At 68.3% G+C, this 6046-nt stretch carries 6 protein-coding genes; 4 read left to right on the top strand and 2 right to left on the bottom strand.

Annotated features, from left to right (window positions below; translation table 11 throughout):
* Together ABNT58_RS27600 and ABNT58_RS27595 are read right to left on the bottom strand one after the other, a co-directional pair.
* A partial coding sequence (locus tag ABNT58_RS27600) for a response regulator transcription factor (RefSeq protein ID WP_348756573.1) occupies positions 1-584 on the bottom strand: 584 nt, incomplete at its 3' end.
* On the bottom strand, positions 581-1735 hold the full coding sequence (locus tag ABNT58_RS27595; protein ID WP_348756572.1) for a response regulator: 1155 nt from the start codon (positions 1733-1735) through the stop codon (positions 581-583). The genes ABNT58_RS27600 and ABNT58_RS27595, both read right to left, overlap by 4 nt.
* 186 nt (positions 1736-1921) lie before the next feature.
* Between ABNT58_RS27595 and ABNT58_RS27590 the strand changes: the two genes are divergently transcribed.
* The 4 genes from ABNT58_RS27590 to ABNT58_RS27575 all read left to right on the top strand — a co-directional run.
* Positions 1922-2359: a hypothetical protein gene (locus tag ABNT58_RS27590; RefSeq protein ID WP_348756571.1), complete on the top strand. Its 438-nt coding sequence runs from the start codon at positions 1922-1924 to the stop codon at positions 2357-2359.
* 87 nt (positions 2360-2446) lie between these two features.
* Positions 2447-2809 carry a response regulator gene (locus tag ABNT58_RS27585; RefSeq protein ID WP_250194252.1) on the top strand — a complete coding sequence of 121 codons (363 nt, stop codon included), beginning with the start codon at positions 2447-2449 and terminating at the stop codon, positions 2807-2809.
* A 22-nt stretch (positions 2810-2831) separates the two neighbouring features.
* A complete protein-coding gene (locus tag ABNT58_RS27580; RefSeq protein ID WP_348756570.1) occupies positions 2832-5012 on the top strand; it encodes a chemotaxis protein CheA in 2181 nt (726 codons plus the stop codon).
* A 6-nt stretch (positions 5013-5018) separates the two neighbouring features.
* Positions 5019-6046, top strand: a 1028-nt coding sequence (locus ABNT58_RS27575) for an MCP four helix bundle domain-containing protein (RefSeq protein ID WP_348756569.1), incomplete at its 3' end; no start/stop codon positions are given.

Genomic DNA, 6046 nt, shown 5'->3' with positions numbered 1-6046 from the left:
TTGCCCAGCCCCAGCTTTTCCAGCACCCGCGCCCGGTACACCGAGACGGTCTTGGGTGAGAGCATCAGCTCCTCGGCGATGTCGGACAGGCGCTTGCCGCTGGCGATCATCACCAGGGTCTGCAGTTCGCGGTCCGAGAGCTTCTCGTGCGCCTGCTCGGGCACCGGGGTGGTCAGGCTTTCCACCAGCATCTGCGCGATTTCGGGCGTGACGTACTTGCGGCCCTGCGACACCGTGCGCACTGCCTGCACGATGATCTGCGGATCGCCGCCCTTGTTCACGTAACCGTAGGCCCCGGCGCGCAGCGCCCGGATGGCGTACTGGTCTTCCGGGTACATGCTGACGATCAGCACCTTGATGGGCGAGCCCTCGTCCTTGAGCACGTGCAGCACGTCCAGGCCGCTGCGGCCGGGCATGTTGATGTCGAGCACCAGCACGTCGCAGGTCGCGTTGCGCAGCAGCGCGCGCAGCTCGCCGTAGTCGCCGGCCTCGCCCACCACCTCGATGTCGGAGGCGTCGGACAGCGTGTCGCGGATGCCGCGCCGTATCAGCGCATGGTCATCGCACAGCATCACCTTGATCATGGTTTCCCCCAGGCGGATGGATCGTGTGTTTCTTCGTGCACGTCGTCGAACTCGTCGTCATGCCCCGGCGCGCTGCGGCTGACGTGCAGCGGCACCGACAGGATGAGCGTGGTACCTCGACCGCTGCCGCCGCTGCTGAGTTCCACCCAGCCGCCGACGGTGCCGGCACGTTCGTGCAGGCCACGGATGCCGAAGCTGCGGGCCTTGGCCAGGTCTTCGCTGGACAGGCCGCGGCCGTTGTCGCTGACTTCCAGCGACAGCACGCCCTGCGCCAGCGACAGGTCGATGGAGGCGCGGGTGGCCTGCGCATGCTTGCTGACGTTGGTCAGCGCCTCCTGCGCGGTGCGGTAAGCCACCAGCGGCACGCCGGGCGGCAGCGTGGGCAGCAGGTCGTGGCTGGTGCGGCAGCTGCAGGCAATGCCGGTGCGCTTTTCAAAGCGGTTGGCCATCCACTGCAGCGCAGCCACCAGGCCCTGCTCCAGGATGGCCGGCCGCAGGTTGTGCATGATGCGCTGGCTGGCCTCGATGGCGTAGGTGACGGTTTCCAGCGCCTGCTGCACCCGGTCGTATACCTCGGTGTTGACGGTGTGGCGGGCGATCCAGGCGAGGTCGAACTTGACCGCGGTGAGCGAGCCGCCCACGTCGTCGTGGATCTCGCGCGCGATGGCGGCGCGCTCCATCTCGACGCTGGTCTGCAGGTGCTGCGCCAGCTCCGACAGCCGCTGGCGCGAGGCGGCCAGCGCACGGTCGGTGTCGGCCTTCTGGCGGCGCATCTCGGTGGTCTCGATCGCGTGTTCCAGCGCCGGCGCCAGCCGCGAGAGGTTGGCCTTGAGCAGGTAGTCGCTGGCGCCGTTGCGCATGGCCTCGACCGCGGTGTCCTCGCCGATCTCGCCCGAGACCAGGATGAAGGGGATCAGCAGCCCGCTGCGGTTGAGGATCTCCAGCGCGGTCAGCCCCGAGAAGCCGGGCAGGTTGTAGTCGGACAGCACCGCGTCCCAGGGCTCGGCCAGCGCCTCGCGGAAGGCGGCCTCGGTGTCCACGCGGCGGGTGTCCACCTGCAGGCCTCCGCGGCGCAGGTAGGCCAGCGCGAGGTCGTGGTCAAGCTCGGAATCCTCGATGTGCAGAACGCGCAGGCGCTGGACGCGGGTCATGGCGGCGGAGTATCGGCGGGCGAGCCGGACCTCTGTGCAGGAAGTGGGAACTGGGGCGCATTTTGACGGGTGATTGCGGTATTGCCGCAGGCCGGGCGTTCCAACAATGCAAGGCATCGAAAACCAAGCCCCGGGCAGTCCGCCCGGTCGGGCAGATTCGCCGCCCTTGCCGGAGCCCCGAAGCCGATGAACGACGTTCAAGAGACCCAGCCCAGCGACGTGTTGCTGGCCAATGCCGAGATGCAGGACCACCTGATGGTGGCCTGCAACGATCTCGAACGCCTGCAGCGGCTGCTGTCCGGCGCGTGTGAAACCCTGATGGCCAGCTTCGACGGCGCCAATGCCGCGCTGGAGCAACTGCGCGAAGCCGCGGCGCACCACGACCCGGCCAGCACCGTGTCACAGCACCTGGCCACCGCCATCACGGCGCTGCAGTTCCAGGACATGGCCTCGCAGCTGGTCAACCACACCATGCAGCGCCTGCGCAACTGTGCCGACCGCCTGGCCGCCGACGCCTGGGGCGTGGACGACGAGGAAGGCCTGGCGATCGTGGAAACCCCGCCGCTGCGGCCCAACCCGGTGACGCAGGACGAGATGGACGCCGGTTCCATCGAGCTGTTCTAGGCACCGCGCGCCTGCGGTCCTTCGACAGTCCTAAAGAAGCCCCGGGTTCGCCCGAAAACCCCCGAGACAGATTCGGAGTTACGAACGATGCACTCAATCCTTGCCGTCGACGATTCGGCGTCCATGCGCCAGATGGTCACCTTCACCCTGAAGAATGCAGGCTACAACGTCGTCGAAGCCGTGGACGGCCAGGACGCATGGGAAAAGGCCAACAGCCGCGACTTCAACCTCGTGCTGACCGACCAGAACATGCCCCGCATGGACGGCATCGGCCTGACGAAAAAGCTGCGCGAGAACCCCAAGTTCAAGTCCACGCCCATCCTGATCCTGACCACCGAGTCCAGCGACCAGATGAAGCAGGCCGGCCGCGCCGCTGGCGCCACGGGCTGGCTGGTCAAGCCGTTCGACCCCGCCAAGCTGATCGAGGTGATCGGCAAGGTCATCCGCTGAAGCAGCACTCCCGGAGCACCCGATGGGCGAAATGACACAAGAGGGCGGCAACGCCTCGGCCGGCTTCGATCTGAGCCAGTTCTACCAGGTCTTCTTCGAAGAAGCCGGCGAGAACCTGGACAGCATGGAGCAGATGCTCCTGCAGATCGACCTGGAACAAGCCGACGACGAAGAGCTGAACGCGGTGTTCCGCTGCGCGCACTCGGTCAAGGGCGGCGCTGCCACCTTCGGCTTTGCCGACGTGGCCGAGCTGACCCACCAGATGGAGACGCTGCTGGACAAGCTGCGCCGCCATGAACTGGCGCCCAACGCCCAGATGGTGGACGTGCTGCTGGCCGCCGGCGATGCGCTGCGTGCCCAGCTGGCCCGCCACCAGGGCTCGGGCGGCGATCCGGTGGACACCGCCGAACTGCTGCTGAGCATCCGCGCGCTGGTCGAAGGGGGGTCCGCCCCCGTGGCCATCGCCGCGCCGGTGAGCGCCCCGGCACCGGCCCCGGTGGCCGCCCCGGCGCCGGAAAACCTGATCGACGACCTGCAACCGGCCGCCGCCGCACCCGCCGCGCCGCTGCCCGCCGGCGTGCGCCAGCTGGAGCTGACCGTCGGCCCGCTGCCGCAGCCCGAGCAGGCCGACAGCCTGGCCGACCTGTTCAAGGAAATCGCCGACCTGGGCGTGATCGAGCCGCTGGACGCCGGCCGCGCCGCCGACGGCATGCGCCGCTTCAAGATCACCACCAGCAGCCCGGACAACGACCTGCTGGACCTGTTCAGCTTCCATGTCGCCCGTGAGCACATGAAGCTGCAGCCGCTGGGCCCGGGCTTCGGCTTCCATGAAGGCAGCCCGGGTGCGCCCGAGCCGCAGCAGACCGCTTCGGTCGACCCCGGCTACGGCTTCTTCGACGACGCCCCCGGCGCGCCGGGCCAGGCCGTGGCCGCTGCCGCCGCCCCCGCACCGGGCCTGCCCGTGGTGGCCGAGGTGGCCAAGCCGGCCGCCGTCGCGCCGCGTGCCCCCAAGGCCGAGGCCAAGCAGGGTGCCGGCCTCGACTCGGCCACGCTGCGCGTGTCGGTCGAGAAGGTGGACCAGCTGATCAACCTGGTGGGCGAACTCGTCATCACCCAGGCCATGCTGGCGCAGAACAGCAAGAACCTCGACTCGGGCATCGCCCAGCAGCTCGTCTCGGGCCTGGCCGACCTGGAGCGCAACACCCGCGACCTGCAGGAAGCGGTGATGTCGATCCGGATGATTCCGATGTCGATGGTGTTCAACCGCTTCCCGCGCATGCTGCGCGACCTGGCGGCCAAGCTCGGCAAGAAGGTCGAGCTGGTGACGCAGGGTGAAGCCACCGAACTGGACAAGGGCCTGGTGGAAAAGATCACCGACCCGCTGACCCACCTGGTGCGCAACAGCTGCGACCACGGCATCGAGATGCCGGCCGACCGCCTGGCCAAGGGCAAGAGCGAGAACGGCACCATCACGCTGGTCGCTTCCCACCAGGGCGGCAGCATCGTGATCGAGGTGCGCGACGACGGCCGCGGCCTGTCGCGCGAGAAGCTGCTGAAGAAGGCCCGCGAGAAGGGCATCGACGCGCCGGACTCGATGACCGACGCCGAGGTGTGGAACCTCATCTTCGCGCCGGGCTTCTCCACCGCCGAACAGGTGACCGACGTGTCGGGCCGCGGCGTGGGCATGGACGTGGTGAAGAAGAACATCACCTCGCTCGGCGGCTCGGTGGAGATCGACTCGGCCGAAGGCTACGGCATGAGCGTGCGGGTGCGCCTGCCGCTGACGCTGGCCATCATGGACGGCATGAGCGTGGGGGTGGGCGACGAGTGCTACATCCTGCCGCTGTCCAGCGTGGTGGAGTCGTTCCAGGTGCAGCCGGGCATGGTCAAGACCATCGGCGGCAGCGGCCGCGTGGTGGAAGTGCGCGACGAGTACATGCCGGTGATCGACCTGGAGGAAGTGTTCCAGGTGCCGCGCTTCGACTTCGAGCACGTGAGCAACATCCTGGTGGTCATCGAGGCCGAAGGCGGCCGCGTGGCGGTGCTGGTGGACGAGTTGCTCGGCCAGCAGCAGGTGGTGGTCAAGAACCTCGAGGCCAACTACCGCCGTGTCAACGACGTCTCGGGCGCCACCATCATGGGTGACGGCCGGGTGGCTTTGATCCTGGACGTTGGCAGCCTCATCCGCCGCAGCCGCCATTAAGCGCACGTGAAAGTAGTGATCATGCAGCTGAACGACATGATGAGAAGCTTCACCATCCGCATGCGCATGATCGGTGCGATCGGCGTGGTGCTGGTGCTGCTGACCCTGGTGGGCAGCGCGGGCCTGTACGGCATGTACCGCATCGAGTCCATCAACACCGCGTTCGCCCAGAACACGGTGGCCGAGGCCTCGGAGCTGAGCGACCTGCGCGCCGCCATCGGCGAGCTGCGCAGCCGCGAAAAGGACATGATCATCAGCTATGAGAAGCCGGAGCTGGTGGCCAAGCACTACGAGGCCTGGAAGCAGACGCTGGAGCGCGCCAACAAGCTCATCGTCGAGATGTTGTCCGGTGAAGAAGACCTGGACAACCCCATCCTGCGCCGCATGCAGCCGGAGCTGGAGAACTACGCCAAGAAGCTGGCCCCGGTGGCCCGCCAGCTGGAAGCGGCTGCGTACGACACCGCCACCGTGGCCAACCGCATGCTGGGCCCGGCCCATGCGCACAGCGACGCGGCCGAGGCCCTGGTGGCCGAGGTGCGCAAGGCGCTGGAGCAGGAATCGACCGAAGCCCACGCCGAAGGCGGCGCGGCCGTGGCCAGCACGGTGTGGCTGTTCGGCGGCGCCCTGCTGCTGGCCGTGGCCGTGGTGCTGCCGCTGACGCTGCTGAACATGCGCTCGATCTGCCAGCCGGTGGACGACGCCCGCCGCCTGGCCGATGCCATCGCCAAGGGCGACCTGACCGGTGAGGTCCAGGCCGACGGCAAGGACGAAACCGCGCAGCTGCTGCGTTCGCTGTCGGCGATGCAGCAGCGCCTGCGCAGCATCGTGGGCGACATCCGCGACGCGGCCTCCAGCATCCAGCTGGCTTCCAGCGAGGTGGCCACCGGCAACCAGGACCTGAGCCAGCGCACCGAGAACACCGCCAGCAACCTGCAGCAGGCCGCCAGCAGCATGGAGCAGCTGACCGGCACCGTGCGCCAGACCGCCGATGCCGCCACCACCGCCAACCAGCTGGCCGGCTCCGCCTCGGACAC

The organism is uncultured Aquincola sp. (assembly GCF_964001545.1).
Classification (GTDB): Bacteria; Pseudomonadota; Gammaproteobacteria; order Burkholderiales; family Burkholderiaceae_C; genus Aquincola.
Note: the sequence above shows the minus strand (reverse complement) of the source record. Positions and strands in the feature narration are given on the sequence as shown.